Raw genomic sequence first — 25,764 nt, 5'->3', positions numbered from 1 at the left:
GACGGGTCGGTACGACATTTTTCATCTTGGCTGGTCGCGGCGCTTCTGGCGGTAGGCGGACGACTTCGCCCGGTTTTGACAGGCGAGCGAGCAGAAGCGGCGGGACGCGTTCTTGGTCGAGTCGAGGTAGAACGCGTCGCAAGCGTCGGCCGAGCACTGGCCGAGGCGGTGGGTCTGCCGAGTGCCGACGAGGAAGGCCAGCGCCGTGGCGGACTCCGCCGCCCAGGCATCGACGATCGGCGCGTCCGCGGCGTGGAACGCCAGGTGCGGCGCCTGGCCAGGTGCGGCATGCAGATTCGGTACTGCCCCGAACTCCGCCAGCACCGTGTTCAACGCGAACGCGGCCGTCAGCAGGTCCCCGGCGATGCACGCCTCGACGGCGAGGTGCAGCCGGCGCGCAACCGAGGCCAGGTCGTCGACGTGGGCCGAGGACAGCTCGAAGCGGCGCGTCAGCACGTTGGCGGCCAGGTCGGCGAACGCCTCCCCGAGGCCGGCGTCGTCCGCGACCGGTCTGCCTTGCCGCGACTCGATCGTGAGGTCGTTGACGACGGTCAGGCAGAGATCGACCCAGGCCACGACGTGACTGTCTATCTCCACTTGACCAGTGATGCCACCTCCGCCTATCGTCACTGCCATAGCCTACCAAGGCAGTGACGGGAAGGTGTTGAAGTGCAGTTCGAGTTCACCGACGCCGGCCGCATCCTGGCCGGCATCGCCCTGCTGTCGATCGTCACCATCGAGTTCGGGGGCTATTTCCTCACCAAGATCGTGCGGGGTTCGGTCCCGATGACACCGTTCCAGCAGGCCTTTGCCCGCGCCGGTCACGCCCATGCGGGCGTGCTCGTCACGTTGGGTCTGGTCGGAATCCTCTACGCGGACCTGGCCCGCCTCGACGGCGTCGTGGGCTGGCTGTCCCGGGCCGGCATCCTGGCGGCCGCGATCCTCATGCCGGGCGGGTTCTTCGCCTCGTCCGCGGGCAAGGAACGCACGAAACCCAACGGGGCGATCGCCATGGTGTGGCTGGGAGCCGCGAGCCTGGCGGCGGGCGCACTGAGTCTCGGCATCGGCGTCCTGGCTTCGTGATCCCAGTGACCGGCCACGTCATCGCGCCTCGTCGGGGCGTGCATCCACGCCAGGCGATCAATACCGAAGTCCTTGGAGCGGTTCAACTGCGCATCCCGGCCGATCGGGCCAACCGGCCGCGGCTCGGTCTCGATCGCTTGGGTTCCGGCGGTACTGCCCCAAGGACGCCGACCGCAACGTCGACGCACACCGCGGCGGCCGCCGCCTACCTAACTTCCACGGTTCGGCGGCGATGCTCAGCGGCCTTGCCGTCCAGGAGAGTTGTTCAACAATCCTGTGGATTGTTGAACAACTCGCGGGATTCCCGCCGACTCGGTCCCCGCTGAGCTTGTCGGCGGATTGTCAGTAGGAGGCCACGTTGAAGCGTTGTCCCGCACGGGCTCGCGGCTACAGGCGGGTGGCGGCCCGGACCAGGCCGGCCAGGGCGCGGGACCGGCTGTGGGGAGGCCAGGCGATGACCGTGGTTACCGGGGGAGCGTCCAGGATCGGGACGGCGGCGAGTTCGTGGTGCAGCTGGGAGCGGCAGGAATCGGGTAGGACGGCGGCGGCCCGGCCGAGGGAGATCAGTTGGAGGAGCTGGGTGTGGTCGCGGACCTGTGGGCCGGGGCCCTCCGGGTAGGTGCCGTCCCGGCCAGGCCAGCGGGGCAGCGGCAGGCCCGGGATGGCGGCGATGTCGGCCATGCGCAGGTGCGTGCGGACCGACAGCGGATGGCCGGACGGGAGGACCACCACCTGACCCTCGGTGAGCAGTTCCTCGGTGTCGAAGCCGACTGTCGAGTCGTAGGGGAGGTGTAACAGGGCCACGTCGGCGCGGCCGTCGCGGAGGAGGCGTTCCTGTTCGGCCACGCTGCACAGGATCACGTCGACGGGGACGGAGCCGGGTTCGGCGGCGTAGGCGTCCAGCAGCTTTGACAGGAGCTCGCTTGAGGCGCCGGCCTTGGTGACGAGCACCAGGCCGGGGCGGGCCGTGGCGGCTCGGCGGGTCCGGCGGGCGGCGGCGTCGACGGCGTCCAGCGCGGCGCGGCCCTCGCGGAGCAGGACGGCGCCGGCCTCGGTCAGAGCGACGGTGCGGCTGGTGCGAGCCAGCAGCGTCACGCCCAGGCGGCGTTCGAGCTGACGGATCGCCCTGGACAGCGGGGGCTGGGCGATGCCGAGGCGCTGCGCGGCCCGGCCGAAGTGCAGCTCCTCGGCGACGGCGATGAAGTAGCGCAGTTCCCGCGTCTCCATGTCGCCCACGGTACTGGCGGGATCGGCCCTTCCGCGCCCGCGACGCCCACTGCCGGGCCACGGTCCGGGCAGGAGCGGTCGGAGCGGCCGGGATCGGCCCGGAGAACGGTTGCGAGTGTCGGGGAAGCGGATCGGGAGATCGGGAGAGTGGTTGAGAGCGTCCGGGAAGCGATGGGGAAGGTCCGGAGATCGCCCGGTCGTGTCGGCCCGGTCTCGCGCGGAGTGCGATGAGGGGCCGGCGGTGCTGTCTGGCGTTGCGAGCGTCCGGGAAGCGGATGGGGGAGGCCGAGAGCGCGTGGGGCGGGCGTACGGCTGGGAACGAGCGCGCCGCCGGGCGGGAGCGAGCGCGCCGCCAGGCGAACGAGCGCGTCACCGGGCAGGTTGGCGGTCGGGTCGTGGCGGTGTGAGGGCGTCGCCAGGCGGGTCGCGGCGGGGTTCCGGCGGGAGCGGGCGGGTCGCGGTCGGGTCGCCTGGCGGGTGCTGGCGGGGAGCGGGCTGGGAGGTGTGCCCGGAGGAGCGGAGCGGACTGGACGGGTTAAGAGTTCGGGAGGTGGAAGGGAACGGCGGCGGGATTGATACCCGATGGGTATTGGTGGCCACCCAAACGGTGTTGGAGGGGGCTGGTTGGGGCGACAGGATCGAGGCATGAGTGAGCGGACGATTGCGCTGGTCACGGGCGCTAACAAGGGGATTGGGTACGAGATTGCGGCTGGGCTCGGGGCGCTTGGGTGGAGCGTCGGGGTCGGGGCTCGGGACGACGCGCGGCGGGACTTCGCTGTGGAGAAGTTGCGGTCGGGTGGGGTTGACGCGTTCGGGGTCGGGCTCGACGTTACCGATGACTCCAGCGTCGAGGCGGCGGCTCGGCTCGTTGAGGAGCGGTTCGGGCGGCTCGACGTGCTCGTCAACAATGCCGGGGTCACCGGGGGCATGCTGCAGGAGCCGACCGTCGTGAGCATCGCGGCCGTCCGGGCGGCCGTTGAGACCAACGTGATCGGGGTTATCCGGGTCACCAATGCCATGCTGCCGCTGCTGCGGCGGTCCGGCTCGCCGCGGATCGTGAACATGTCCAGCAGTGTCGGGTCGCTCACGCGGCAGTCCGATCCGGATGGGCAGGTCGGGCCGGTCTCCGCGGCCTATTCGCCGTCGAAGTCGTTTTTGAACGCGGTCACCATTCAGTACGCCAAGGAGTTGCGGGGCACTGGCATTCTGATCAACTTGGGGTGTCCGGGGTACTGCGCCACGGATCTCAACGGGTTCCGTGGGGTGCGGACGCCGGAGCAAGGGGCGGCCATTGCGATTCGGCTCGCGACGCTGCCCGATGACGGGCCCAGCGGTGGGTTCTTCGAGGATGCCGGGCCGGTGCCCTGGTAGCAGGGCGACAAAAAGAGAGCCCCGCGCCCGAAAGGGGGCGCGGGGCTTTGCGAGGAGAGAACTCAGGCGTTCAGGCGCTTCGCGAGGTTCTGGTCCAGGGCGTTCATGAACTCGTCCGTGGTGAGCCACGGGGCGTCGCGCGAGATCAGCAGGGCCAGGTCCTTCGTCATCTGGCCGGCCTCGACGGTGTCGATGCAGACCTGCTCGAGGGCGTTGGCGAAGCTGGTGACCTCGGGGGTGCCGTCGACCTTGCCGCGGTGGGCGAGGCCGCGCGTCCAGGCGAAGATCGACGCGATCGGGTTGGTCGAGGTCTTCTCGCCCTTCTGCCACTGGCGGTAGTGCCGGGTGACGGTGCCGTGGGCGGCCTCGGCCTCGACGGTCTTGCCGTCGGGGGTCATCAGGACACTGGTCATGAGGCCGAGCGAGCCGAAGCCCTGCGCGACGGTGTCGGACTGGACGTCGCCGTCGTAGTTCTTGGCGGCCCACACGAAGCCGCCCTCCCACTTCAGCGCCGCGGCGACCATGTCGTCGATCAGGCGGTGCTCGTACGTGATGCCGGCCTTGGCGAACTCGTCCTTGAACTCGGTCTCGAAGATCTCGGCGAAGAGGTCCTTGAAGCGGCCGTCGTACGCCTTCAGGATCGTGTTCTTGGTCGACAGGTACACCGGGTAGCCCCGGTCCAGCCCGTAGCGGAGCGACGCGCGGGCGAAGTCGCGGATCGAGTCGTCGTAGTTGTACATCCCCATGGCCACGCCGCCGCCGGGGAAGTTGGCGACCTCGAACTCCATCGGGGCGCCGCCGTCGGCCGGCGTGTAGGTGACGGTGACCTTGCCCGGGCCCGGAACGACGAAGTCGGTCGCCTTGTACTGGTCGCCGTGGGCGTGGCGGCCGATGATGATCGGCTTGGTCCAGCCGGGGACCAGCCGCGGGACGTTCGACATGATGATCGGCTCGCGGAACACGACGCCGCCGAGGATGTTGCGGATCGTGCCGTTCGGGGAGCGCCACATCTTCTTGAGCGAGAACTCCTCGACGCGCGCCTCGTCGGGCGTGATCGTGGCGCACTTCACGCCGACGCCGTGCTGCTTGATGGCGTTCGCGGCGTCCACGGTGACCTGGTCGTCGGTCTGGTCGCGGTACTCGATCGACAGGTCGTAGTACTTCAGGTCGACGTCGAGGTACGGCAGGATCAGCTGCTCGCGGATCTGCTTCCAGATGATCCGGGTCATCTCGTCGCCGTCGAGCTCGACGACAGGGTTGTTTACCTTGATCTTCGCCATCGGCCGGGCGCTCCTCTCGCGCAAACTTAAGCAGTACGAGCGTACTGCATGGCTTCGCCGCCGCCACCCGCGCCCCCGGGCCAGCCATAAGCCCGAAAAATCATGATATGTCGTAAATGTGCGAGCCTAGACCGGCCACTCGGGACCGGACGGCGTGTCGTTGGCGGGCCACGCCGGCATCGGCGAGCAGGTCGCGGAGCGAGTCGCTCAAAGCCCAGTCCCTGGCGGTGCGGGCCTCAGACCCAGCGCCACGACCAGCGGGGTGAAGCGGTCCGGACCGGCGAAGGAGAAGCCTAGATCCCGTGGCCCCTGCGGTGGAGGGCTCCGAGGACGCTTTCGACCTTGACGACGCCGGTGACCGCGGCGAGGGCGATCGCGGCGCGGGGTTCGCGCCAGTTCGAGCGCATCGCGGCCTTCGTCCAGCGCCACGCGTCGCGGCGGTTGCCGGTCGCCGCGGACCAGCAGGCGAGCTGGCCGTACACGCGTCCGGCGCCCGTGGTGGACGCGGCGATCTCCGGGTGGCGGCTCATCATCCAGCGCAGCGAGGCCATCTTGGTGGCGTACTCGTACGCGAACATCGACGACCGCCCCCAAAGTACCCGTACGAGCGGCTCGTCAGCGTGGACGATCTCGCCGCGCCTGGCCGCCCGCAGCAGCAGGTCCCAGTCCTCGTTCTGGCTGCCCGGCGCGTCCTCGGCGACCAGGCCCATCTCGTCGGGGGCGAACGCCGAGCGGCGGACCAGGAACGTCGAGGAGTGCAGCATCGCCATCCGCGAGCGGACCAGGTCGTCCAGGCCGATGAGCGAGGCGCCGGCCAGCCGCGGGGTGAGCCGGTCGCCGAACTCGACCTCGATCGCGCACGTGCAGAACTCCGCCTGCGGCCGCTGCTGCAGCGCGTGGACCTGCCGCCGCAGCTTGGTCGGGCGCCACATGTCGTCGTCGTCGCAGAACGCGACCAGGTCGGTGTCCAGCGCCACGATCCCGGTGTTGCGCGCCCCGGCCAGGCCGGGCCGGCGCAGATTCGGCAGTACGTCCAGTGGCCGCTCGCCTCCGCGGCACAGGCTCACGTCCGGGTCATGCTGGTCGAAGACGACGATCGTGCGGACCGGGCCCGGGTAGTCCTGGGCGACGATCCCGGCCACCGCGCGGCGCAGCAGCTCGGGCCGATTGCGGGTGGGAATGACGACGCCGACGCTCGGCCAGTGCCCGGCGGCGGTCATCGGGCACCCCGGTAGCCGTACGCGCCCAGCAGTGGCGCCGTCAGCGCGCTCACGACCCGCCGCTGCCGCCCCGGCAGCGCCGTGCGCCAGGCGTCGTCGCGGCGCAGCGGGACTGGGCCGACCGTGAAGCGCATCGGGTTGCCGGCGGCGCTGTGGCAGGCGCCGAGCTGGGCGATGCCGTCGTCGAGGAAGCGCAGATCACCAGGCTTTATGTCGATAAATCTGGACAGATCGCGCAGCGTGGTCTCGGGCTGGTCCAAGAGTTCCTCGTACCGCACCCGCTGCACCGGCACCCCGCAGTGGTGCAGCGCCGAGAACGCCACGTTGTGCGCGTTCCACAGCAGGGCCGAGCGGCCGGGGGAGTACCGCGTCATCTCCTCGGCGTTGTCGGTCTCCGGGCGGGTGACCTTCTTGGTCCAGGAGTACGCCACGCCGCGGCTGTCCCGGACCATGTGCACGACCCGCAGGTCGATGCTGGTCGCGAAGCGCAGGCAGTAGGCGAGCGCGGCGTGCTTCGAGGAGTCGACGAGCACGTCGGCGCCGGACACGACGGCGGCGGCCTCGTAGAGGCGGGCGTACCAGTCGGCGTACTCCTCGACGAGCAGCCGGTGCGCGGGACTCATCCGCAAACTGGCCAGCCGCGGGATGTGCCGCGTGCGCTCGACCGCGTGACGCAGCGCGAGGACCCGCCACACGTCGACGTGCTGCCAGCCGCCGAACGCCTTCTCGCCCACGGCCTGCCAGAACCCGCACTCCGAGAAGTGCTCGCCGCACGCGCAGCGCTCGTCGCCGGCGATGTCGCGCTCCCACAGGTGCACGACCTCCCCGAGTGGGCACACGCCGGGCAGTTCCCCCAGTAGGCGTTCGAGCAGCGTGGTGCCGCTGCGCCCCAGCCCTCCGAGGAACAGAACGCGTACCAAACCGTCCTCCTTGGTCGTTTTGGTAGATATGCCGGTTTCACTGGCATCTGGTAGGTCTAACGAGGAATTGCGGACGAACGATGCTGCGCAGCTACTCCCACACCCGGCGGGTCCCCGTCGGCGGCCTGGCGATCGACCCGCTGACTGAGGAGGAGGTCGTCGCCCGCGTGCTGGCCGCGCTGGACCGCGGCCGCGGCGGCTGGATCGTCACGCCGAACGTCGACATCCTGCGCCAGGTCGCCCGCGACGAGCCCCTGCGCGCCCAGCTCAGCGCGGCTGACCTGGTGGTGGCCGACGGCGCGCCGCTGGTCTGGGCCGCCCGCCTGGCCGGCCGCGAGCTCCCGGCCCGCGTCGCCGGCTCCGACCTGATCTGGTCGCTGTCGCGCGGCCTGGCCCCGCGCGGCGGCAGCGTCTTCGTCCTCGGCGGCGCCCCGTCCACGGACGGCGAGCCGGACGGCGCCCACCGCGCCGCGGCCCGGCTGAGCGCCACCTGCCCGGGCCTGCGCATCGCCGGCGCCCACTGTCCGCCGTTCGGGTTCGACCGGACCCGGCGCGGCCTGCGCTCCGTCTGCATGCGGGTCATCAAGGCCCAACCCCAGATGGTGTACGTCGGGATCGGCTTCCCCCGCCAGGAACACCTGATCGCGTCCCTGCGCCAGGCCCTGCCGTCGACGTGGTTCCTGGGCTGCGGCGCCGCGGTCAACTTCGTGGCCGGCGACGTGCGGCGCGCCCGCCCGGCTCTGCAGAAGGCCGGCCTGGAGTGGCTGGACCGCCTGGCCCGCGAACCACGGCGGCTGGCCCGCCGCTACCTACGCGAGGACGCCCCGTTCGCCGCGGCCCTGCTGGCGAGGTCGCTCCACCACCGCCTGACCCACCGCCCAGCCCACCGCGCCTGACTTCGTCACCGCCGGGCTGTCACCGCCGGGCTGTCACCGCCGGGCTGTCACCGCCGGGTCACAGTCGCCGGGCCGCCACCGCTTGGCGCGCCACCGCCCGGTTCAGCGCGCCCGACCCGCCGCGCCGGGCTCGCCGCAGCCCGACCCGTGGCTCAGCCCACCGCGACCCGGCTCACCGTGACCCGATCGTCGTTGAGGTTGCCGCGCGGTGGCCCGACCCACTGCATCGCGCTCGAGCGGATGGTTCGCCACCTGCTTGGCTATGGCCACTGTCGGCAGCCCACCACTAAGTCACGAACCGGACCCCGTTTTTACCGTGGGCATGCGACGCGGAAGTCATAGCGGTAGTTGACGAGCAGGCGCAACGGGTGCGCGCTCATGCCGAGAAGTCGTGCGTTGATCGTGCGGCCGTAGCCTGGCAGACGCTGGCCCGGGGATCACGTGGCCAGGGTTCCCGCTCGCCTGTTCAGGTCATGCGCCCGGTCGAGAAGGCACTGGAAGTGCGAGCCCCGTCCCGTGGTTACATGATCTTCATGGTGTCTACCGACCGCCTGCTCGCTTTCGCGGCCGTGTCATTCCTGCTGATCTTGATCCCTGGACCCAGCGTGCTGTTCGTGATCGGACGGGCGCTGGCGCACGGGCGCCGTGCCGCACTGACCACGGTGATAGGGAACACGCTCGGTGCATGCATGCTCGTCGGGGCGGTGGCCTTGGGGATCGGGTCCGTGGTGGAACGCTCGGTCGTCATCTTCACGGCACTCAAGTTGGCCGGCGCCGCCTACCTGGTGTATCTCGGGGTCAAGGCGTGGCGGGAGCGTGATTCGATGCGTGCCTCCTTCACCGACGCCGAGGCGGCGCGCAGTGGCCTGCGCACCTTCTGGGAGGGGTTCACCGTCGGTGTGTCGAACCCCAAGACCATCGTGTTCTTCGCGGCCGTGCTTCCGCAGTTCGTCGACCGCGGTCAGGGGCATGTCGCGGTGCAAATGTTGGTGCTCGGTCTGGTCTTCAACGTCATCGCTGTCGTCTCCGACAGCATGTGGGGGCTGGTCGCGTCCGCCGCACGGGACTGGTTCGCCCGCTCACCGCGACGGCTGTCCTTGGTCGGCGGGGTCGGTGGGCTCACTCTGATCGGGCTCGGCATCACTGTGGCCGTCACCGGACGTAAGGACTGAACCCGTCTGCCGCTGGCCGTACCTCAATCCAAGGTCCAGCCGTTCCGGTTACACCACAGTCATCAACCCGTTACCGGGGTCGGCGGGTCTCGATGGAGCGGACCGTCTCCATGTAGTGCAGGGCCGCGTCGCGCAGGGCGGCCTCAGCGTCCTCGCCGTCGGTGCGGGCCTGGGCCACCGCCGCGAACAGGCGGCCGCCGAGGGACTCGGGGGCGGGGAGGGGCACGTCGAGGCCGGCGCGTTCGACTCGCTGCAGGAGTTTTGCCGTCAGGGAAAGGGCCGGCTGGGACAGGGCGACGCCGTCGACGGCGGAGGCGCGGGACTTCTCGGCCTTTTTGATCTGCTCCCAGTTGGCGATGATCTCGTCGATGCCGCCGACCTCGGTGTCGGCGAAGACGTGCGGGTTGCGGCGGATCAGCTTCTCGACCAGGTCGCCGGCCACGTCGTCGGCGGTGAAGCCCGACGTCTCCTCGGCCAGGCGGGCGTGCAGGATCACCTGGAGCAGGACGTCGCCGAGCTCCTCGCGGACCGCCTCGGCGTCGTCGTCGCGGATGGCGTCGTAGAGCTCAAACGCCTCCTCGAGCAGGAACGGTGCCAGGCTCTCGTGGGTCTGGGCCCGCTTCCACGGGTCGCCCGCGTCCGGGTGCATCAGGCGGTCCATCACCGTCACGACGTCGAGCAGGCGGGCACCCGGCGGGTCCCAGGAGCCGTAGAGCAGCTCCAGCTCCGCCAGGCCGGGCTCGCGGGCCAGGCGCAGGCCCAGCTCGCGGGCGAGCTGCTCGTCGCCGTCGGGGCCGGCCAGCCACACGATCGTGCTGTGCGACGCCAGGGCGGCCAGCAAGACATCGACAGCCGGGTCGACGACGGTGACCGCGGCGCCCGCGGATCGTAGGGCGGCGGTCTGCTCGGACTCCGCGGCGGTCAGGACGGGATGCGCGCGCACCAGGTCCCACGCCTGCGCCGTCAGTACCCCGGCCGGCAGGCGCGGGGATGTCACCAGCAGGACCACGCTGCCCGACACCGCCGTCAGTCCTCCTCCACCGTGACGCCACCCTCGTTGGGGAACCCTACGTCAACGGGCCGCCCGCCGAGCACTGCAGGGAGCACCACCGGCCCGTATCGCGGGTCGACCGACACCCGCGCCGCCAGGCGGCGCCGGGCGTCGAAGAGCGTGCCGAGGCTCAGGTTGACCCGGAAGCTGTGGACCGCCCCGGCGTAGAGCCGGTCGGCCTCCTCTTCGGTGAGCGGGCGGGCCTGACCGACGACAGGCCGGTGAGATAGTCCACCCACAGCGTTACGTAAGGGTCCGAGGGCAGCATCCGGCGCCGGGCGGGTGTCGAGGCCGCGAGCGCGTTGCTGTGGATCAGGCCGAGGGCTGGCTGCGGATGTTGATCTGGACCGACACCAAACCATCGCGTCCCTCGGCCGCTGGGAACGCCAGGCGATCCGCGGCTCGTTCGGCCATCGGTGATGCGACAGCCACCGCCGAGGACCATCAGCGAAACGACCTCGGTGCCGGTCGTCCGGATGACCGCCGGTGGCGACCGGGTCGGGTCGTCGGTGCGGGCCTAATCCAGGTGTCGATCCGGAGCGCGGCCTCGGTGCTGACGTCGTGGACGATCTGGTCGGCCTCGGCCGCCGGGATCGTCCGGTCGCGGGGACATACGGCGAGGTCGGGCTGCGAGCGGCAGCCGGCGAGGGCGGACCCGGCGGCGCCGGCGAGCGCGGTGACCACCGTGAGGCGACGAACACGAACGCGAGGTGGCGAACCATGCATAGTGCGACGTCTTCTCGCGTCGGGGTGGCGGCGCCGGCGCGCTAGGGCGCGGGGACGGGGACCGGGTCGCCCAGGACGGTCTTGAGCAGCTCCGCTGCCCAGCCCAGCAGCTGGGTGTCGCGCATCGGCTCGCCGCCGACCCGCCGCGTCGACGGGCGGGGCAGCGAGACCGTGTCGGCTGCCGCCTTGTAGACCGCCTCCGGGTAGAGCCGCTTGAGCCGCATCTGCTTGGAGTCCGGCAGCGCCAGCGGCCCGAACCGCACGTGCTTGCCCTGCAGCGAGACGTCCGTCAGCCCGTAGGAGCGGGCCAGGAACCGGAACCGCGCGACCGACACCAGGTTGGCCACGGGCAGCGGGGGCTCGCCGTAGCGGTCCTTCATCTCCGCCACGATCTCGTCCAGCGCCGCGTCGTCCTTGGCCCCGGCGATCTTGCGGTAGATCTCCAGCCGCAGCCGCTCGGCCCCGATGTATTCCAGCGGCAGGTGCGCGTCGACCGGCAGGTCGATCTTGACGTCCGGCTCCTCCTCCTCGGGCCGCTCGCCCTTGAACTGCGCGACGGCCTCGCCGACCATCCGCACATAGAGGTCGAAGCCGACGCCCTCGATGTGCCCGGACTGCTCGCCGCCGAGCAGGTTGCCGGCGCCGCGGATCTCCAGGTCCTTCATCGCGACATACATGCCCGCGCCCAGCTCCGTGTGCTGCGCGATCGTCGCCAGCCGCTCGTGCGCGTGCTCGGTCAGCGGCTTGTCCGGCGGGTAGAGGAAATACGCATACGCCCGCTCCCGGCCCCGGCCGACCCGGCCGCGGATCTGGTGCAGCTGGGCCAGGCCCAGCAGGTCGGCGCGCTCGACGATCAGGGTGTTGGCGTTGGGGATGTCGATGCCGCTCTCCACGATCGTGGTGCAGACCAGGACGTCATACTCCTTCTCCCAGAACCCCACCATGATCTTCTCGAGGGCCTCCTCGGTCATCTGCCCGTGGGCGACCGCCACCCGCGCCTCGGGCACCAGCTCCCGCAGCCGGCGGGCGGCCCGCTCGATCGACTCGACCCGGTTGTGCAGGTAGAAGACCTGGCCGTCGCGCAGCAGCTCGCGGTGGATGGACGCGGCGACCTGCTTGTCGTCCTGGGCGCCGACGAAGGTGAGCACCGGGTGGCGCTCCTCCGGCGGCGTGGCGATCGTCGACATCTCCCGGATGCCGGTGATCGCCATCTCCAGGGTGCGGGGGATCGGGGTCGCCGACATGGTCAGCACGTCGACCGAGGCCCGCAACTGCTTGAGGAACTCCTTGTGCTCCACGCCGAAGCGCTGCTCCTCGTCGACGATCACCAGGCCCAGCTGCTTGAACCGGGTCGCGGTCTGCAGCAGCCGGTGCGTGCCGATGACGATGTCGACGGTGCCTTCGGTGACCTTCTCCATGGTCAGCTTCGTCTCGGTCGGCGTCTGGAACCGCGAGAGCTGCCGCACCTCGACCGGGAACTGGGCGACCCGCTCGGAGAACGTGTTGAAGTGCTGCTGGGCCAGCAGCGTGGTCGGCACGAGCACGGCGACCTGCTTGCCGTCCTGCACCGCCTTGAACGCCGCCCGCACCGCGATCTCGGTCTTGCCATAGCCGACGTCGCCGCAGATCAGCCGGTCCATCGGGACCGCCTTCTCCATGTCGGCCTTGACCTCCTCGATGGCGGCGAGCTGGTCCGGGGTCTCGTGATAGGGGAACGCGTCCTCCAGCTCCCGCTGCCACGGCGTGTCAGGGCCGAAGGCGTGCCCCTGGGAATTCTGCCGTACGGCATAGAGCTGGATGAGCTGCGCGGCGATCTCCCGAACCGCCTTGCGCGCCCGCGACTTGGCCTTCTGCCACTCCGACCCGCCCATCTTGTGCAGCGCCGGGGCCTCGCCGCCGACGTAGCGGGAGAGCTGGTCGAGCTGGTCGGTGGGCACGAAGAGCCGGTCGCCGGGCTGGCCGCGCTTGGACGGCGCGTATTCGATCACGAGGTATTCGCGGTCGGCGCCGTTGACCGTCCGCTGCACCATCTCGACGTATCGCCCGATGCCGTGCTGCTCGTGCACCACGAAGTCCCCGGTGCGCAGCTCCAGCGGGTCGATCTGGTTGCGCCGGCGGCTGGGCATCTTGCGCATGTCCTTGGTGGACGCGCCCCGGCCGCCGGAGATGTCGGCGCCGGTGATCACCGCGAGCCGGGCGTCCTCGTCGAGGAAGCCCAGCTCCAGCGAGCCCGTGGTGACCGTGATGAGGCCGGCCGCAGGGGCCGTCTCCACCGAGTCGGCCAGCGTCACCCCGAGGTCGGAGCCGCGCAGCACCTCGGCCGCGCGCTGAGCCGGGCCGGTGCCCTCGAAGACCAGCGCCACCCGCCAGCCGTCGCCGGTCAGCCGCTTGAGGTCGTCGACGACTCGGGCGGTCTCGCCGTGATACAGCGGGACGGCCTGCGCGGCGATCGTGATCGACACCGCATCGTCCGTGACCGGTGTGACCGGCTCATCCTCGCCGAGGCGCCAGGGCTCGTCCGAAACCGAAACACTTTCAGCGGCCGCGAACGGGCTCAGCGACCACCACGGCTGCCCCAGCGAGGCAGCCGCCGCGCGGACGTCGCCCAGGTGGCGGAAGGCCGCCGCGCCGAGGTCGATCGGGGCCTTGCCGCCGACCGCCGCCGCGGCCCAGCTCGCCTCCAGGAACTCCTCGCTGGTGCGGACCAGGTCGTGGGCCCGGGTGCGGATGCGCTCCGGGTCGCACAGCAGCACGTGGGTGCCCTCCGGCATGCAGTGCAGCACCAGCTCCAGCGAGTCGGTGCCGCCCAGCAGCGCCGGGGCCAGCGACTCCATGCCCTCGACCGGGATGCCGCCGGCCAGCTTGTCGAGCATCTCGGCCAGCTGCGGGTGGTCGGTGGACAGCGCCGCGGCCCGGGCCTTGACCTCGTCGGTGAGCAGTAGCTCCCGGCACGGCGGCGCCCACAGCCGGTCGGCCTTGGAGATCGTGCGCTGGTCGGCCACGGCGAACGAGCGGATCTCCTCGACCTCGTCGCCCCAGAACTCGACGCGCAGCGGGTGCTCCTCGGTCGGCGGGAACACGTCGAGGATGCCGCCGCGAACCGCGAACTCGCCGCGCTTGGTGACCAGGTCGACCCGCCCGTAGGCCAGCTCGGCCAGCCGCACCGTGAGCGCGTCGAGGTCGGCCGTGGAGCCCGGGCGCAGCTCGATCGGCTCCAGGTCGCCCAGGCCCTTGAGCTGCGGCTGCAGCACCGAGCGGACCGGGGCGACCACGACCCGGGGCCGGGGCGCCTCCGCCGTCGGGTGGGCCAGCCGTCGCAACACCGCCAGGCGTCGCCCGACGGTGTCGGAGCGGGGGGAGAGCCGCTCGTGGGGCAGCGTCTCCCACGACGGATACACCGCCACGGAGTCCGGCTCCAGCAGGCAGCTCAGCGCCGCGGCCAGGTCCTCGGCCTCGCGCCCGGTGGCGGTGACGGCCAGCAGCGGCCGCTGCCCGGCGATCGCGGCGGCGACGACGGCGCGCACGGCCGGCGGCCCGGTCAGGTCGACCTGGTCGGTCTGGCCGGCGGCGGCGAGGTCGCGCGCGCGGGCGAGTGCGGGATCGGCGAGTGCGGCGGCGGTGATTCCGGCGAGCTTCATGGTGATTAGCGCCCAATCTGCACGGCAAAAGGCCCCTGCGCCCAGGCTGGGCGGGGGTGGTCGATGCTCCACCAGACTATCTGGCGGGTACGACAGAAAGTTCCGGGGCGAGCGATGGTGAACGCCGGGTGAGATCTTGAGACGTGACTCACCGCAGCGCCACGCCGTGTCGCGGGAGCCGATACGATGCCGGGGAGCACTAAGGGATAGAAAACGGACAGCGCCGTCCCCCAGCCGAGCCGAGCCACAACTTGGAGGGGACAAATGTCTACTGAAGCCCCCGAGGCGTCGGGCGCTGCCGACGCCGCCGATGCCGCGCTGCGCGCCGACGTTCGCCGGCTGGGCTCGCTGCTCGGCCAGAGCCTCGTCCGCCAGGACGGCCAGCAGCTGCTGGACCTCGTCGAGGAGGTCCGGGCGCTGGTCCGCACCGACCCGGAGGCGGCCGCCGAGCGGCTGCACGGGCTCGACGTGGTGACGGGGACGCAGCTGGCGCGGGCCTTCTCGACGTACTTCCACCTCGCCAACATCACCGAGCAGGTCCACCGCGCCCGCGAGCTGCGCCGCATCCGCGTGCGCGAGGGCGGCTGGCTGGAGCGCGCCGCCAAGCTGATCGCCGACCGCGGGGTCGGCGTGCGCGAGATCGGCTCGATCGCCTCGAAGCTCGCCGTGCGGCCGGTCTTCACCGCGCACCCGACCGAGGCGGCCCGCCGTTCGATCCTCACCAAGCTGCGCGCCGTCGGTGACGAGCTCGACGCCGAGGCCGTGGCCACCGCGCTGGACGGCTCCGCCGAGCCGGACAGGAGCCGCACCGCGCGCACCGACCGGCGCCTGGCCGAGCTGCTCGACCTGCTCTGGCAGACCGACGAGCTGCGCCTGGAGCGCCCGGAGCCCAGCGACGAGGCCCGCAACGCCGTCTACTACCTCGCCGACCTGGCCGAGGGCGCGGCGCCGCAGGTGCTCGACGACCTCTACGAGACGCTGCGCGATCTCGGCGTACAGCTGCCGCCGACCGCCCGCCCGCTGACCTTCGGCTCGTGGATCGGCGGCGACCGCGACGGCAACCCGTTCGTCACGCCCGCGGTGACCCGCGACGTGCTGCTCATCCAGCATGAGTACGGCATCCGCTCGGCCGAGGGCGTGATCGACGCCCTCATCGACGAGGTCTCGGTCTCCAAGCGCCTGCGCGGCGTCTCGCTGGACCTCTCCGCGAGCCTCGCCGCCGACCTGGACAACCTGCCGGAGCTGCCGGCCCGCTACCGCCGGGTCAACATGGAGGAGTCCTACCGGCTCAAGCTGCGCTGCATCCGCCTCAAGCTCGGCCACACCCGCGCGCGGCTGGCCACCGGCACCCCGCACAAGCCCGGCCGCGACTACCTCGGCACCGGCGAGCTCATCGCCGACCTGGAGCTGATGCGCGCGTCGCTGGCCCGCAACGGCGGCCAGCTCGCCGCCACCGGCAAGCTCGCCTCCGCGATCCGCACGCTGTCGGCGTTCGGCCTGCAGCTGGCGACCCTCGACGTGCGCGAGCACGCTGACGCCCACCACGAGGTCCTCGCGCAGCTGTACCGCCGCGTCGGCGAGGTCGACTACATGTCCCTGGACCGCGACGCGCGCCGGCAGCTGCTCATCGACGAGCTCAACGGCCGCCGCCCGCTGGCCACCCGCGACACCGGCCTCTCCGACAGCGCCCGCAAGACCTTCGACGTGTTCGCGGCGATCCGCGAGGTGCAGGAGCGCTTCGGGCCGGAGGTCATCGAGACGTACATCATCTCGATGACCCAGGGCATCGACGACGTCCTCGCCGCCGTCGTCCTGGCCCGCGAGTGGGGCCTGGTCGAGGTGAGCGCGGGCGCCGGCTTCGGCGGCGCGTCGATCGAGTCGGCCCGTGCGCGGATCGGCTTCGCGCCCCTGCTGGAGCAGGCCCGGGAGCTGGAGATGGCCGGCGAGCTGCTGGACGAGCTGCTGTCCATTCCGGTGTACCGCGCGATCGTCCGCGCCCGCGGCGACGTCCAGGAGGTCATGCTCGGCTACTCCGACTCGAACAAGGACGCCGGCATCACGACCTCGCAGTGGATGATCCACAAGGCCCAGCGCCAGCTGCGCGACGTGGCCGCCCGCCATGGCGTACGCCTGCGCCTGTTCCACGGCCGCGGCGGCACCGTCGGGCGCGGCGGCGGCCCGACCCACGAGGCGATCCTGGCCCAGCCGTGGGGCACGCTGGACGGCGCGATCAAGGTGACCGAGCAGGGCGAGGTCATCTCGGACAAGTACACGCTGCCCGCCCTGGCCCGGGAAAACCTGGAGCTGACGCTGGCCGCGGTGCTGCAGAGCGCCCTGCTGCACACCGAGCCCCGCCAGCCCGCGGAGTCCCTGGCCCGCTGGGACGCCGCCATGGAGACCGTGTCCTCGGCCGCCTTCGCCGACTACCGGGCGCTGGTGGAGAACCCGGACCTGCCGGCGTACTTCTGGGCGGCCACCCCGACCGAGCTGCTCGGCGCGCTCAACATCGGCTCCCGGCCGGCCAAGCGCCCGAACGCCGACGCGGGCCTGTCCGGCCTGCGCGCCATCCCGTGGGTGTTCGGCTGGACGCAGTCGCGCCAGATCGTGCCGGGCTGGTTCGGCGTCGGCAGCGGCCTCAAGGCGGCCCGCGAAGCCGGCCTCGGCGACGTGCTGCGCGAGATGCACGAGCAGTGGCACTTCTTCGCCACGTTCCTGTCCAACGTCGAGATGATGCTGGTCAAGACGGATCTGCAGATCGCTTCCCGATACGTCGAGACACTCGTTCCCGCGCAGCTGCGCCCGATCTTCGAGGTGATCAGCGCCGAGTACGAGCAGACGGTCCGCGAGGTGCTCGCCATCACCGGCGAGACGCGGCTGCTGGATCGCCAGCCGGTGCTCCAGCGCACCCTGGGCGTCCGCGACAGCTACCTGCAGCCGCTGCACCATCTGCAGGTGACGCTGCTGGGGCAGTACCGCGACAGCAAGTCGGCCGACAGCGGAGCCTGGCTCGGCGGCCGCCGCTCCTCGCCGGACCCGGCTCTGGAGCGCGCGCTGCTGACCACCATCAACGGCATCGCGGCGGGCATGCGCAACACCGGATGAGTGAACGAGCGGTCACTGTGGCAGGCTTGCGGGCGTGTCTGTGAACGGCTGGGTAGTCGATGGATCGGGCCCCGAGGATTGGGCACTGCCGGATGATGTGTTGCGGGACGCCCCGACCTACACGCCGAAACCCTCCGAGCTCGCGGACCTGGAGCTGCTGTTGTCGGGGGCGTATGCGCCCCTGACCGGCTTCCTGGGATCGGCCGATCTCATCGCGCTGCGCCGCACCGGCCGCCTGGCCGACGGCACCCAGTGGCCAGTCCCGGTGACGCTGGAGATGCCCCGCACCCTCGCGGAGCACTTCGACGTCACCAACCCGCTCAAGCGGGTGCTCATCCTCGCCGATCTCGAGGGCGCCCCGGTCGCGGCCCTCGACGCGAAGGAGCTGTATCCGGCCCGCAAGACGACCCTCGGCGTCGCCGGCCGCGTCCGCCGGCTCGGCGACGGGGGGCACGGGGCGTTCCGGCGCATGCGGCGTACCCCCGCGGAAGTCAAGGGCTCGCTGCCCCCGGGCCGCATCCTCGGCGTCATCGCCGACCGCCCCCTGCACCGCCCGCAGCTGGCCCAGATCGCCCGTGCGGCCCGGACGCTCGCCGCCCATTTGGTCGTGCTCGTCCCGGTTGACGGCCCCGGCCCGGACGGCCTGGCCCCGGAGGCGCTGGTCCGCTGCGTCCTGGCCGCCCGCGACCGCATGCCGGCCTCGACGATCGTCGCCCTGCCGCTGCCCAAGCACGAGGGCGACGACATCCGCGACGCGATGCTGCGCACCCGGGTCGCGGCCGCCTACGGTGTGACCCACCTGCTGGCCTCGAGCGAGTCGATGCTCTCCGGCGGCGGCCTGCGCGTGCTGGTCCCGCGCGAGCTGGCCTACGACGGCCGCGACGGGCAGTGGCGCTCCCTGGACGACATCCCGCCGCGCCACCGCCGCCTGCCGCTCACCTTCGCCGAGATCGACGACCACCTCGACCGCGGCTCGATCCTGCCGGAGTGGCACACGCCGCCGGCGGTCGCCCGCGAGCTGGCCCGCGCCCGGCCTCCGCGCCGCCAGCGCGGCCTGGTCGTCTTCTTCACCGGCCTCTCGGGCTCCGGAAAGTCCACGATGGCCACGGGCCTCGCCGACGCCCTGCTGGAGACCGGCGAGCGCAGCATCACCCTGCTGGACGGGGACATCGTGCGCCGGCACCTCTCCGCCGGCCTGGGCTTCTCCGCCGAGGACCGCGACACGAACATCCGCCGGATCGCCTGGGTGGCCGCGGAGGCGGGCCGCCACGGCGGGGTCGCCATCTGCTGCCCCATCGCGCCGTACCGTGACTCGCGTGCCGCGGCGCGCCAGTTCGCCCACAACGCGGGCGCCGGCTTCGTCCTCGTGCACGTGGCGACGCCCCTGGCCGAGTGCGAGCGCCGCGACCGCAAGGGCCTCTACGCGAAGGCCCGCGCGGGCCTGATCAAGGGCATGACGGGCATCGACGACCCGTACGAGGAGCCCAAGGACGCCGAGCTGACCATCGACACGACCAACCTCTCCCAGGGCGAGGCGGTCACGACGGTCCTGCGCTACCTGGGCAGCAACGGCTGGCTCGACCCCCGCCCGATCCCTTAGCCTCGATCCGTGGACCGGATTGCTCCGCCGTGACCAGAACCGGTGTGGAGATGTGACGAGAGTGCCCTGCCAGCTGGGATGATCGGGTTTGTCTAGGACCCTGACCGGACCAGCGTGGAAGGACACTCTCGGTGCAAGCATCTCATGCCTGGCGCGGTGACAGCGCGGTGTTCGATGAGGGCAACCTCGTGTCGCACGCGGGCCTGGTGCCGCTGCTGGAACTGGCCGAGCAGACGGGACTGTCACAGCTGCTGGACGAGCACGTGCGGTTCGTCGACGAGCGGGTCAAGTCCGGGGCGGCCAACGCGACACCGAAGCTGACCTCGATCGTCGCTGGGATGGCCGCCGGCGCGGACAGCATCGACGACCTCGACGTCATCCGCGCCGGTGGGACGGGCAAGCTGTTCAGCGGCGTCTACGCCGCTGCGACGCTGGGGATTCTGCTGCGGGAGTTCACCCACGGCCACACCCGGCAACTGTCAGCGGTCCTGCGCCGGCACCTGCTCGCCCTCGCCGCGCGCACCCCGCTGCTGGCCGGCATCGACGAACGCGTGTTCATCGACATCGACTCGCTGCTGCGCCCGGTCTACGGCCACGCCAAGCACGGTGCGTCGTTCGGCCACACGAAGATCGCGGGCAAAACCGTGCTGCGCCGGGGCCTGTCCCCGCTCGCCGTCACCATCAGCACCCCGAACGCGGCGCCGGTCCTGGCCGCGGTCCGGCTACGAGCCGGACGCGCCGGCTCCGGCAGGGGCGCGGCGAGCATGGTCACCGAAGCCCTCAACACCGCCGTATCAGCCGGCGCGGACCCGGCGAACATCCTGGTCCGCGGCGACTCCGCATACTGCTCCGGCAAGAACGTCACCGCGGTCGTCAAAGCGGGAGCACAGTTCTCGTTCACGATCACCCGCAACCCCGCCGTTGACGCCGCCATCGCCACCATTCCCGATGAGCAGTACACACCCGTGCGCTACCCCGGCGCGGTCATCGACCCGGACACCGGGCAGCTGATCTCCGACGCCCAGGTCGCCGAAGTCCCGTACACCGCGTTCACCGGCACCCGCCACGAAACCACCGGCCGGCTCGTCGTGCGCCGCGTGCTCGACGCCAACACCCAGGACCCGCTGTTCCCGGTCTGGCGCTACCACCCGTTCTTCACCAACACCACCACACCGGTCACCGACGCCGACCTCACCCACCGCCAGCACGCCATCTGCGAAACCGTCTGGTCCGACCTCATCGACGGCCCCTGGGCCCACCAACCCTCCGGCTCCTTCCCCGCCAACGCCGCCTGGACCATCCTCGCCGCGATCTGCCACAACCTGCTCCGCGCCGCCAGCACGCTCACCGGCACCACCCGCTACACCAAAGCCCGAGGCGCCACCCTACGCACCCACCTGATCACCATCCCAGCCCGGCTCGCCCGCCCCCAACACCGCCCCACACTGCACCTACCCGCACACTGGCCCCGCGCCGCAGCCTGGCTCACCCTCTGGAACGCCGTCTTCGCCACCTGAGACAGACCACCCCCTGCCGCACGCACCACCACGCAACACCCCACCCGCAACCAACCCGACGGGCAGGAAACCGAGCACGCTGGACCGAGGGCCAGCAGCACAGCCACACCCTCAACCCAACAAGATCAATTCAATCTCATCCAAACACCCACGCAAGCGCCGATCCACGGATCGAGGCTTAGCCGCGGTAGAGATCGCGCAGCGGCGCCGGCCGGCCGAGGCCCTCGGCGATCGCGAGGACCGGGCCGGCGGCGACGTAGTAGCGGCCGCGGGTCTGGCCGCGCTGCTCCAGCAGGCCGCGGTCGAGCAGCGTGCGCAGGTCGCGGGTGGCCTGGTCGTCGGTGAGGTCCTCGTCGCGCGACCAGGCGCGTTGCGATTCGGGGGGTCCGGCGTTGTAGCAGGCGGGGCCGAATCGATGGGCCGGGGTGCGGGAACCGTAGCAAGGGTGGGTGAACCCTCCTATACCGCCCATCACGTCACGTATCGCTGGGCGTTAGAGCCTGGAGAACCTGACGCCGAAGGGGCCGCCGCTCAATGGACGCCAATCGCCTGCACTCCGCCGAACCCGACTCCCCTGGTGTCGATCTGCTCGGCATGGCCCGGCGCCATTGGTGGCTGGTGCTGGTGCTCCTCCTGGCCGGGGTGGCCGGCGCCGTGCAGTTCACCCGGATGCAGACCAAGGTGTTCGAGTCGGCCACGTCGGTGCTCGTCTCGCCGATCGGCAACGGGCAGGACGCGAACTCGACCAGCGGGCGCACCAAGGGTGACATCAACCTCGACAACGAGGCGCAGCTCGTCGCCAGCACCACCGTCGCGACCGACGCGGCCGCGCTCATGCGCTCCACCACCCCGCCCGACACGCTCGCGGCCCACGTGCGGGTGGAGGTGCCGCCGAACACGACCTTCCTCGTCATCACGTTCTCGGCCGGCACGGCGGAGCAGGCCCAGGCCGGCTCGCACGCCTTCGCCGAGGCGTACCTGCGCTACCGTGAGGAGTCCGCCAAGGCCGACGTCGCCGGGCGGATCGCGATCCTCAACGACAAGATCAACCAGCTCAACGCCGGGCTGACGCAGATCAACCAGAGGCTGGCGGCGCTCAAGCAGAACGACCCCAACCGGCCCAACCTGGAGAGCCAGCGCAGCACCGCCACGTCGCAGATCAACACGCTCGCCGGCCAGCTCAACCAGCTGCTCACCACGACGGTGAGCGCCGGCAAGATCACGCGGGACGCGGACCTGCCCAGCTCGCCGGTCAAGCCCAACGGGCTGCTCAACCTGGCCAGCGGCGCGATGCTCGGGCTGCTGCTCGGCGTCGGCGCGGCCATGCTGCGCGAGCGGCTCGACCAGCGGGTGCGGCGCGCCTCGGACCTGCCGCGCCGGGTCGACGTGGGGGTGCTCGCGAGCGTCCCGGGGCGGGTCAAGCCGCGGCTCGACGACGTGTTCGCGCCGTTCGGCGCCGGCGGGCGGATCTTCAACCGGCTGCGCAACGAGGTGCTCGCGAGCATCCCGGCGCCGGTCGGCGGGGACGCGCGGGTCGCGCTCGCCGGGCAGGTCGTGGTCGTCGCGGGGGCGAGCCGCGGTGCGTCGTCGACGGTCGTGGCGGCCAACCTGGCGGCCGCGTTCGCCCGGACCGGCGCCGAGACGGTACTCGTCTGCGCCCACCTCCCCGACAGCCTGGTCGAGACCGCGTCGGTGAGCCGGATGCTCGGCGTCCGCGCGGTCCCCGGCCTGTCCGACGTGCTCGCCGGCCGCTTCTCGCTCAGCAGCGCCACCCAGCGCGCCCCGCGCCACCCGAACCTCAGCGTCGTCACCACCGGCGGCACGGCCAGCGCCGGCGGCCTGCTGCAATCCCAGGCCCTGCGGGACACGCTGGCCACGCTGCGGGAGCGGGCCGCGTACGTCGTCGTCGAGGCACCGTCCACGGCCACCAGCGCCGACGCGCAGAGCCTCGCCGCGCTCGCCGACGCCGCCATCGTCGCGGTCGAGCTGCGCCGCACGCGCAACACCGAGATCGCCGACGCCGCCGACCAGCTGCGCCGGGTCGGCACCCCGCTGCTCGGCGCCGTGGTGCTGCCCCGGCTCGCCGCCCCGCGCGGCGGCGAGGAGCGCGAGGAGCCCGCCGTGGCGACCGCGGCCATCGCCGAGGACCTGACGGCGGTGCTGGAGAAGCTGCCGGCCAAGCTCAAGGACGAGGAGGCCGTGGTCGCCAAGCGGATCCGCACGTCGCCGCCGGCCGCGCCGTCGTCGCCGGCCCCGGCGCCCGCGGCGTCCGTGGCGAACCAGAAGGTCCCGCCGCCGAAGCGGGCGACGCGCACCATCTCGGTCACCCGCATCCCGACCGAGACCCCGAGTGAGAACGGCGCCGACAAGCGCCGATGACACTCCTCACGCGACACCCCTCCGCCGAGGTCGCCCCGCCGGCCCGGCCGTTCAAGCCGGCGCACCGGCTGCGCGCGTGGCCCGTGACCGGGATCCTGCTGCTGTACCCGCTGTGGTGGGCCCTCGGCCTCGGCGTGCTGATCTTCTTCATCGCCGCCGTGCCGATGGCCTGGAGCCTCGTGCGCCACCGCGCGGCCGGGCACGTGGTCAAGCTGCCGCCCGCGTTCCTGCTCTGGCTGCTGTTCCTGGCCGCCGTCGGGTTCGGGGTGTTCACGCTGGGCGCCGACCCGGCCGGCACCGTGCCCGGCACGGCGCAGAGCCGGCTGGTGTCGTACGCCTTCCGCCTCGGCGGCTACGGCGCGCTCACGGTGCTGCTGGTCTACGCCGGCAACCTCGAGCGCCGCGTGCTCACCCAGGAGCGGCTGGTGCGGCTGCTGGCCTGGCTCTTCGTGGTCACCGTGGCCGGCGGGCTGCTCGGCATGGCCGCGCCGCGTTTCGAGTTCACGGCGCCGTTCGAGCTGCTGCTGCCGGGGCACATCCGGCACCAGGCGTTCGTGCAGTCGCTGGTGCACCCCACGGCCGCGCAGATCATGAACCTGCTCGGCGGCCAGACGCCGCGGCCGGGCGCGCCGTGGGGGTACACGAACACCTGGGGCAACAACGTCTGCCTGCTGGCGGGCTGGCTCGCCGTCGCCGGGCTCGCGCTCGCCCGCCGCCCGCGCACCAGGATCTTCGCCGTTGTCACGCTGCTCGTCTCGCTCGTGCCGATCGTGTACTCGCTCAACCGCGGCCTGTGGATCGGTCTCGGCGCGATGGCGGTCTTCGTCGCCGTACGCCTGGCGCTCAAGGGGCGCGTCGCGGCGCTCGGTGCCGTCGCGGTCGCGGGGGTCGCGGTCGCCGTGGCGCTCGCGGTGACCCCGCTCGGCGACGTCGTCAACGCGCGCGTGGAGTACGGCAAGTCCAACGGCGTGCGCATGTACACCACCCAGAAGGCCCTGGACGGCATGTGGGAGTCGCCGGTCATCGGCTTCGGCTCCACCCGCACCACCATCGGCGGGCGCAACTCGATCGCGGTCGGCGAGAGCGCCGGCTGCGAGCGGTGCGGCAACTTCACCATCGGCGGCAACGGCCAGCTCTGGCAGCTGCTGTACGCCCATGGCCTGCTCGGCACCGCGTCGTACGCCGGCTTCTTCCTGGCCGGGCTGTGGCGTTTCCGGCGCGACTCGACCGCGATCGGGCTCGCCGGCTCCGCCGCGCTCGTGTCCAGCCTCACGGCGATGCTCTGGTACAACGCCCTGGTCACCCCGCTGGCCCTGACGTTCCTGGCGTATGCCGTCCTGTGGCGCAACCAGCAGAGGGGTGCACGTCAAGCATGAGCCCGATCAAGACCGCGCCGGCCGCGCTGCGGGCCGACGACGAGCAACTGCGCGCCCAGTACATCCAGGAAGTCCTCGCCCTGCTCTACCCAGGCACCGGCGAGCGGCCGGTGGAGTACCTCGTCATCCCCAACGCCCGCAAGCCGCGCCTGCTGGTGCCGGCCGACGACCGCCGGGTCGCCGCCGCGGCCGTGCGCCGCTACGCCGAGCCCCAGTCGCGGCTGGCCCGGCTCAAGCGCGACGCCGTCGTCGCCGCGCTGCACACCGGCCTGTCCGGGCTGCTGCTGCGCGACCGGCTGCGGCTGCACCCGGCCGAGGACACCATCGAGCAGTACCTCGGCCGCCACCTCGGCGCCGGGCTGCGCCTGAGTGTCCACATCGGACCCGCGCGGGCCAACCGCAAGCCGGTGCTACAGCTGCTGGACGCCACCGGACGCACGCTCGCCTTCGCCAAGCTCGGCACCTCGGCGCTGACCCGCGAGCTGGTGCGCGCCGAGGGCAACGCGCTCGCCGCGGTCGGCGCCGCCGGGTTCAAGGCCGTCAAGGTGCCCGACGTGCTGCACGCCGGGCAGTGGGGCGAGCACGAGGTGCTGGTCCAGTCCGCGCTGCCGGTCTGGCAGGCGCGGGCCGTGCTGACCGCGCCGCGCCTGGCCGCGGCGATGCTGGAGGTGGCGCGCTGCTGCGGCACGAGCCACGGCCGCCTCGACGGCAGCGGCTACTGGACGCGGCTGCGCGCGCGCCTGGACGCCGTGGCCGGCCACGCCGAGGGGTCCGCGCTGCGCACGGCCGCCGAGCGCATCGCCCGCGCCGCCGGTGACGTCGACCTGTCGTTCGGCTCGTGGCACGGCGACTGGTCGCCGTGGAACATGGCCGGCGTCGCCGACGCGGTGCTGGTCTGGGACTGGGAGCGGTTCACGCCCGGCGTGCCGATCGGCTACGACGCCCTGCACCACGCGCTGCAGATCGGCATCGGGCGCTCCCCGTCGGCCGGGCAGGCCGTCAACGAGCTCGTCGCGGCGGCGCCGGACCTGCTGCTGCCCTTCGGCGTGGTGCACCGCCAGGCGGTCGAGGTGACCACGCTGCTGTACCTGATCGACCTGGCCACCCGGTACGTCACCGACCGGCAGGCGGAGGCCGGCGCCCGGCTGGGCGTGCTCGGCAGCTGGCTGCTGCCCGTCCTCGTCGCGCGAGTGGAGGCGCTGTAAC

At 71.9% G+C, this 25,764-nt stretch carries 19 protein-coding genes; 10 read left to right on the top strand and 9 right to left on the bottom strand.

The window, feature by feature from the left end:
* Positions 1-21 precede the first annotated feature (21 nt).
* Entirely contained in the window at positions 22-576 is a 555-nt protein-coding gene (locus ACQPY0_RS54015; protein WP_432980114.1) for a CGNR zinc finger domain-containing protein, read from the bottom strand.
* A gap of 93 nt (positions 577-669) precedes the next feature.
* On the opposite strand from ACQPY0_RS54015, the gene ACQPY0_RS54010 reads away from it, so the two are divergent.
* The gene (locus tag ACQPY0_RS54010; RefSeq protein ID WP_432980112.1) at positions 670-1,083 is read left to right on the top strand and encodes a hypothetical protein; all 414 of its coding nucleotides are present in this window, start codon (positions 670-672) and stop codon (positions 1,081-1,083) included.
* 387 nt (positions 1,084-1,470) lie between these two features.
* On the opposite strand, the gene ACQPY0_RS54005 is transcribed toward ACQPY0_RS54010, so the two are convergent.
* A complete protein-coding gene (locus ACQPY0_RS54005; protein WP_432980109.1) occupies positions 1,471-2,310 on the bottom strand; it encodes a LysR family transcriptional regulator in 840 nt (279 codons plus the stop codon).
* 645 nt (positions 2,311-2,955) lie between these two features.
* On the opposite strand from ACQPY0_RS54005, the gene ACQPY0_RS54000 reads away from it, so the two are divergent.
* On the top strand, positions 2,956-3,681 hold the full coding sequence (locus tag ACQPY0_RS54000; RefSeq protein ID WP_432980106.1) for an SDR family oxidoreductase: 726 nt from the start codon (positions 2,956-2,958) through the stop codon (positions 3,679-3,681).
* A 62-nt stretch (positions 3,682-3,743) separates the two neighbouring features.
* Here the strand turns inward: ACQPY0_RS54000 and ACQPY0_RS53995 are convergent, their stop codons facing one another.
* From ACQPY0_RS53995 to ACQPY0_RS53985, 3 genes are all read right to left on the bottom strand, one after another.
* The gene (locus tag ACQPY0_RS53995; protein WP_432980103.1) at positions 3,744-4,961 is read right to left on the bottom strand and encodes an NADP-dependent isocitrate dehydrogenase; all 1,218 of its coding nucleotides are present in this window, start codon (positions 4,959-4,961) and stop codon (positions 3,744-3,746) included.
* A 293-nt stretch (positions 4,962-5,254) separates the two neighbouring features.
* Positions 5,255-6,181 carry a glycosyltransferase family A protein gene (locus ACQPY0_RS53990; protein ID WP_432980100.1) on the bottom strand — a complete coding sequence of 309 codons (927 nt, stop codon included), beginning with the start codon at positions 6,179-6,181 and terminating at the stop codon, positions 5,255-5,257.
* A complete protein-coding gene (locus ACQPY0_RS53985) occupies positions 6,178-7,101 on the bottom strand; it encodes a sulfotransferase (protein WP_432980093.1) in 924 nt (307 codons plus the stop codon). The genes ACQPY0_RS53990 and ACQPY0_RS53985 overlap by 4 nt, the downstream gene beginning before the upstream one ends.
* A gap of 80 nt (positions 7,102-7,181) precedes the next feature.
* On the opposite strand from ACQPY0_RS53985, the gene ACQPY0_RS53980 reads away from it, so the two are divergent.
* Both ACQPY0_RS53980 and ACQPY0_RS53975 read left to right on the top strand, forming a co-directional pair.
* On the top strand, positions 7,182-7,997 hold the full coding sequence (locus tag ACQPY0_RS53980) for a WecB/TagA/CpsF family glycosyltransferase (protein ID WP_432980090.1): 816 nt from the start codon (positions 7,182-7,184) through the stop codon (positions 7,995-7,997).
* Between the two features lie 524 nt (positions 7,998-8,521).
* Positions 8,522-9,169 (top strand): LysE family translocator, encoded by a 648-nt coding sequence (locus ACQPY0_RS53975; RefSeq protein WP_432980087.1) that lies wholly within the window; start codon positions 8,522-8,524, stop codon positions 9,167-9,169.
* Between the two features lie 70 nt (positions 9,170-9,239).
* On the opposite strand, the gene ACQPY0_RS53970 is transcribed toward ACQPY0_RS53975, so the two are convergent.
* From ACQPY0_RS53970 to mfd, 3 genes are all read right to left on the bottom strand, one after another.
* Positions 9,240-10,190: a MazG family protein gene (locus ACQPY0_RS53970; RefSeq protein WP_432980084.1), complete on the bottom strand. Its 951-nt coding sequence runs from the start codon at positions 10,188-10,190 to the stop codon at positions 9,240-9,242.
* A gap of 5 nt (positions 10,191-10,195) precedes the next feature.
* Entirely contained in the window at positions 10,196-10,459 is a 264-nt protein-coding gene (locus tag ACQPY0_RS53965; protein WP_432980081.1) for a hypothetical protein, read from the bottom strand.
* Positions 10,460-10,987: 528 nt separating this feature from the next.
* Positions 10,988-14,584, bottom strand: a complete 3,597-nt coding sequence (gene mfd, locus ACQPY0_RS53960; RefSeq protein ID WP_432980078.1) for a transcription-repair coupling factor — start codon at positions 14,582-14,584, stop codon at positions 10,988-10,990.
* A 264-nt stretch (positions 14,585-14,848) separates the two neighbouring features.
* Between mfd and ppc the strand changes: the two genes are divergently transcribed.
* The 3 genes from ppc (at position 14,849) to ACQPY0_RS53945 (ending at position 20,803) form a co-directional block, all read left to right on the top strand.
* On the top strand, positions 14,849-17,686 hold the full coding sequence (gene ppc / locus ACQPY0_RS53955; protein ID WP_432980075.1) for a phosphoenolpyruvate carboxylase: 2,838 nt from the start codon (positions 14,849-14,851) through the stop codon (positions 17,684-17,686).
* A gap of 40 nt (positions 17,687-17,726) precedes the next feature.
* Complete coding sequence (cysC, locus tag ACQPY0_RS53950) at positions 17,727-19,286, top strand: adenylyl-sulfate kinase (RefSeq protein WP_432995814.1); 1,560 nt, start codon at positions 17,727-17,729, stop codon at positions 19,284-19,286.
* Between the two features lie 131 nt (positions 19,287-19,417).
* Positions 19,418-20,803 (top strand): IS1380 family transposase, encoded by a 1,386-nt coding sequence (locus ACQPY0_RS53945; protein WP_432972463.1) that lies wholly within the window; start codon positions 19,418-19,420, stop codon positions 20,801-20,803.
* Between the two features lie 178 nt (positions 20,804-20,981).
* On the opposite strand, the gene ACQPY0_RS53940 is transcribed toward ACQPY0_RS53945, so the two are convergent.
* Positions 20,982-21,275, bottom strand: a complete 294-nt coding sequence (locus ACQPY0_RS53940) for a hypothetical protein (RefSeq protein ID WP_432980072.1) — start codon at positions 21,273-21,275, stop codon at positions 20,982-20,984.
* A gap of 62 nt (positions 21,276-21,337) precedes the next feature.
* Between ACQPY0_RS53940 and ACQPY0_RS53935 the strand changes: the two genes are divergently transcribed.
* The 3 genes from ACQPY0_RS53935 to ACQPY0_RS53925 are packed head-to-tail and all read left to right on the top strand — an operon-like array spanning position 21,338 to position 25,763.
* Positions 21,338-23,182: a lipopolysaccharide biosynthesis protein gene (locus tag ACQPY0_RS53935; RefSeq protein ID WP_432980069.1), complete on the top strand. Its 1,845-nt coding sequence runs from the start codon at positions 21,338-21,340 to the stop codon at positions 23,180-23,182.
* Positions 23,179-24,558, top strand: coding sequence for an O-antigen ligase family protein (locus tag ACQPY0_RS53930; RefSeq protein ID WP_432980066.1), 1,380 nt, complete (start codon positions 23,179-23,181; stop codon positions 24,556-24,558). Before ACQPY0_RS53935 ends, ACQPY0_RS53930 begins: the two co-directional genes overlap by 4 nt.
* On the top strand, positions 24,555-25,763 hold the full coding sequence (locus tag ACQPY0_RS53925; RefSeq protein WP_432980063.1) for a hypothetical protein: 1,209 nt from the start codon (positions 24,555-24,557) through the stop codon (positions 25,761-25,763). Before ACQPY0_RS53930 ends, ACQPY0_RS53925 begins: the two co-directional genes overlap by 4 nt.
* Position 25,764: the final 1 nt, after the last annotated feature.

Source organism: Dactylosporangium sp. CA-233914 (assembly GCF_050942935.1).
In the GTDB taxonomy this organism is placed as follows: domain Bacteria; phylum Actinomycetota; class Actinomycetes; order Mycobacteriales; family Micromonosporaceae; genus Dactylosporangium.
Note: the sequence above shows the minus strand (reverse complement) of the source record. Positions and strands in the feature narration are given on the sequence as shown.

What these genes read in the sequence shown, in the direction of transcription:
- ACQPY0_RS54000 (WP_432980106.1), top strand. Translation starts at nt 2,956, where the DNA reads ATGAGTGAGCGGACGATTGCGCTGGTCACGGGCGCTAACAAGGGGATT.
- ACQPY0_RS53935 (WP_432980069.1), top strand. Translation starts at nt 21,338, where the DNA reads ATGGACGCCAATCGCCTGCACTCCGCCGAACCCGACTCCCCTGGTGTC.
- ACQPY0_RS53925 (WP_432980063.1), top strand. Translation starts at nt 24,555, where the DNA reads ATGAGCCCGATCAAGACCGCGCCGGCCGCGCTGCGGGCCGACGACGAG.
- ppc (WP_432980075.1), top strand. Translation starts at nt 14,849, where the DNA reads ATGTCTACTGAAGCCCCCGAGGCGTCGGGCGCTGCCGACGCCGCCGAT.
- ACQPY0_RS53990 (WP_432980100.1), bottom strand. Translation starts at nt 6,181, where the DNA reads ATGACCGCCGCCGGGCACTGGCCGAGCGTCGGCGTCGTCATTCCCACC.
- ACQPY0_RS53975 (WP_432980087.1), top strand. Translation starts at nt 8,522, where the DNA reads ATGATCTTCATGGTGTCTACCGACCGCCTGCTCGCTTTCGCGGCCGTG.
- ACQPY0_RS53940 (WP_432980072.1), bottom strand. Translation starts at nt 21,275, where the DNA reads ATGGGCGGTATAGGAGGGTTCACCCACCCTTGCTACGGTTCCCGCACC.
- ACQPY0_RS54005 (WP_432980109.1), bottom strand. Translation starts at nt 2,310, where the DNA reads ATGGAGACGCGGGAACTGCGCTACTTCATCGCCGTCGCCGAGGAGCTG.
- ACQPY0_RS53930 (WP_432980066.1), top strand. Translation starts at nt 23,179, where the DNA reads ATGACACTCCTCACGCGACACCCCTCCGCCGAGGTCGCCCCGCCGGCC.
- mfd (WP_432980078.1), bottom strand. Translation starts at nt 14,584, where the DNA reads ATGAAGCTCGCCGGAATCACCGCCGCCGCACTCGCCGATCCCGCACTC.
- ACQPY0_RS53980 (WP_432980090.1), top strand. Translation starts at nt 7,182, where the DNA reads ATGCTGCGCAGCTACTCCCACACCCGGCGGGTCCCCGTCGGCGGCCTG.
- ACQPY0_RS53995 (WP_432980103.1), bottom strand. Translation starts at nt 4,961, where the DNA reads ATGGCGAAGATCAAGGTAAACAACCCTGTCGTCGAGCTCGACGGCGAC.